General features: G+C 69.1%; 1 protein-coding gene. It reads left to right on the top strand.

What is annotated here, in order from left to right; all coding sequences use genetic code 11:
• Positions 1 to 14 precede the first annotated feature (14 nt).
• Positions 15 to 3,674, top strand: a 3,660-nt coding sequence (locus ACZ55U_RS38880) for an amino acid adenylation domain-containing protein (RefSeq protein ID WP_465534334.1), incomplete at its 3' end; no start/stop codon positions are given.

Genomic DNA, 3,674 nt, shown 5'->3' with positions numbered 1-3,674 from the left:
GCCTCATCCCGGTCATGTTCGACCACCAGAACTTCCACCAGGTCAACACCGACACCGTCGACACCACCGCCGGACTCAACGGAGGCGGCAACGAGGCCTCTCTCACTGCGGTGGCCACGGACGGCCACATCGAACTGGTCGCCGGAAGCGGTGCACTGAGCAGGGCCAACCTGGAGCGCCTCGGCGCCATGTACCGGCTCGTCCTGGAGGCCATGGCCGCCGACCCCGACGGCAACGCCCGCACCAGCCACCTGCCGACCACCGAACTCAGCCGACTCCTCACCGACTGGAACACCACCACCGACCACCCCGTCGACACCTGCGTCCACGAGGCCTTCGCCCGACAAGCAGCCCGCACCCCCGACAACATCGCCCTCACCTTCGGCGACACCCACCTCACCTACACCCAGGTCAACGAACGCGCCAACCGCCTCGCCCACCACCTGCGCACCCTCGGAGCCGGCCCCGACACCCTCATCGCCGTCTCCCTGGAGCGGGACCTCGACCTCGTCCCGACCCTGCTCGGCGTCCTCAAGTCCGGCGCCGCCTACCTCCCCCTCGACCCGACCAATCCGGCCGACCGACTCGCATTCATCCTCGCCGACGCCTCCGCCCCGGTCCTGGTCACCAGGGCCAAGCACCTCACCGCGTTCGCCGACATCTACGACGGTGAGCTGGTGGTCCTCGACGCGGACGACCACGACGCGATCGCCGCCCAACCGGGGAGCGACCCGGAGCCCTTCGGCACGCCCGACGACCTCATGTACGTCATCTACACCTCCGGCTCCACCGGCAAGCCCAAGGGCGTCCTGCTCACCCACGCCAACGTCCGGCGGATGTTCTCGGCCGTCCGAACGGAGATGTGCTTCACCAGCAGCGACGTCGTGACCCAGTCCCATTCCTACGCGTTCGACTTCTCGGTGTGGGAGATGTGGGCCGCGCTGCTCCACGGCGGCCGACTGGTGATCGTCCCTCCGGAGGTCAGCCGTTCTCCCGAGGACCTGCTCGATCTGCTGGTCGCTCAGCAGGTCACCGTTCTGTGCCAGATCCCCTCGGCGTTCCGCGCCCTGTCGGCCATGGCCGGCGACGATGACGAACGGATCAACGGGCTGGGGTTGCGAGCCGTCGTTCTTGGCGGTGAAAAGCTGGAGACCACCGAGCTGACCCAGTGGGTCGCCCGGATCGGACTCGACCGGACCGCCCTGATCAACCTGTACGGGCCGACCGAGATCACCGTGCACTGCACCTTCCACCGGCTCGACGCGGGCGATTTCGACCTCCCGTCCGTGAGCCGTCTCGGGCACCGGCTCGACGACCTGAGTGTCCACTTGCTGGACACCAACCTCGAACTCGTGCCGGTCGGCGTGCCGGGCGAGGTCTACGTCGGCGGCCCCGGTCTGGCGCGCGGCTATCTGCACCAGGCCCGCCTGACCGCGGAGCGTTTCCTCCCGGACCCGTTCGGCCCGGCGGGCTCGCGCCTCTACCGCACCGGCGACCTCGCCCGCCGCCTGCCCGACGGCACCCTCGACTTCCTCGGCCGCGCGGACAGCCAGGTCAAGGTCCGCGGCTACCGCATCGAGCTCGGCGAGATCGAAGCCCGCCTGCGCGAACACCCCGCTGTCCGCGACGCCGTCGTCACCGCCCCGGCCGGTGAGGGCGGAGAGAGGACCCTAGTCGGCTACGTCGTCGGACACGACACGGCCCCCGCCCTGGACCTCCTGCGCGAACACCTGGGCACCACCCTGCCCGGCTACATGATTCCGTCGGCCTTCGTCATGCTCGACTCCCTCCCGCTGATCAGCGGAGGGAAGGTCGACTACCGGGCCCTGCCGGCCCCTGACCGCGACGCCTTCGGCAGCAGCCGGTTCGTCGCGCCCCGCACGCCCGTCGAGGAACGCCTCGCCGCCGTCTGGTCAGAGGTGCTCGGACTCCGGCAGGTCAGCGTCCAGGACAGCTTCTTCGACCTCGGCGGCGACTCGCTACGCGCCGTCCGCCTGGTCGGAGCGATGCGCGCCGTCGGGTACGACGTGTCGATCCCCGATGTCTTCCGGCATCGCACCATCGCCGGCCTGGGCGCCGGCCTCGCCGGCGACGCGGCCGACGAATCGCTGATCCGCGCGGTCGCACCGTTCTCGTTGATCAGCGACGAGGACCGTGCCGCGCTCCCGGCCGACGTGGTCGACGCCTACCCCCTGTCCCAGATCCAGACCGGCATGCTCGCCGAGACGATGGCCGCCGGCCCCGAGGGACGCGCCGTCTATCACAACCTCAACTCCTTCCTGATCCGTGACGACCAACCGTTCTCGCTGGCCGCTCTCCAGGAGGCCGTCGACACCGTCGCGCGTCGCCACGACATCCTGCGGACGTCGATGCACCTGAGCGACTACTCACTGCCGCTCCAGCTGGTGCACGCGGCCGCCGACTACGGGGTGGATCTCCGCGACCTGCGCGGCCAGACCCGCCAAGAACAGGACCGGTTGAAGCGGGAGTTCATTGCCGAGCAGCACGCGGTGGTGTTCGACCTGACCACGGCGCCCCTCCTGCACGTCTCCGCCCTCATCGACGGCGACGACGCCTGGCGGCTCAACTTCACCTACCACCACGCGATTTCCGAAGGGTGGAGCTACAACGCCCTGATGATGGAAATCGTGGAGTGCTACCAGCACCTGCGTGACGGTCGTGAACTGCCCGACCACCAGGCCCCGTCGGTGCGTTACGCGGACTTCATCGCCGCGGAGCTGGAATCGCTGGCCAGCGTCGAGGACCGGGCGTTCTGGCAGGACGTCGTCGGCGGACACACACCACTGCGCCTGCCGGAGAGCTGGTCGCAGGCCGACGCTCCCACAGGCGTCCGCCACGGCACCCAGGTACCGTTCACCGACCTTGAGGACGGACTGCGCACGCTCGCCCTCAAGGCCAACACCTCACTCAAGAGCGTCCTGCTCGCCGCCCACCTCAAGGTCATGAGCTCGCTCACGGCCGACGACGCCTTCCACACCGGCGTCGTCTTCCACGGCCGCCTCGAGGCCCCCGGCGCCGACCGCGTCCTGGGCATGCACCTCAACACCCTGCCCTTCCCCGCCCACCGCCCCACCGGCACCTGGCGCCAACTCGTCCAGCACGTCTACGCCCAGGAAGCCGACATCTGGACCCACCGCCGCTACCCCCTCCCCACCATCCAGCGCGAAGCAGGCAACTCCCGGCACCTGCTCTCGGTCCTGTTCGAGTACCTGGACTTCCACCACGTCGACACCGAGAAGGTCGACGTCTCCGAGGGATTGAACGACGGGATCAATGAATTCGCGCTGAATGTGATTCCTACTCGCGGCAACATCAACCTGGGGACGACGACGGCTGTTCTCAGTGGGGTAGCCCTGGAACGCCTGGCCTCGATGTACCGCCACGTCCTCGAAGCGATGGCCACCGACCCCGAGGGCGACGCCACCACCACCCACCTGCCGGCCGACACACTGGAGCCCCCGCACGGCGAGCACACCCAGTGGCCCGGCACCAGCACCCTCCACCGCTTCCGCACACACGCCACCACCACCCCGGACTCCATCGCCGTCATCTGCGGCAACGAACAACTCACCTACCGGGAACTCGACGAACGCTCCAACCAGCTCGCCCACCACCTCCACACCCTCGGCGCCGGCCCTGGCGACCGCATCGGC

The sequence above is a fragment of the Kitasatospora sp. NPDC034533 genome (assembly GCF_055575155.1).
Note: the sequence above shows the minus strand (reverse complement) of the source record. Positions and strands in the feature narration are given on the sequence as shown.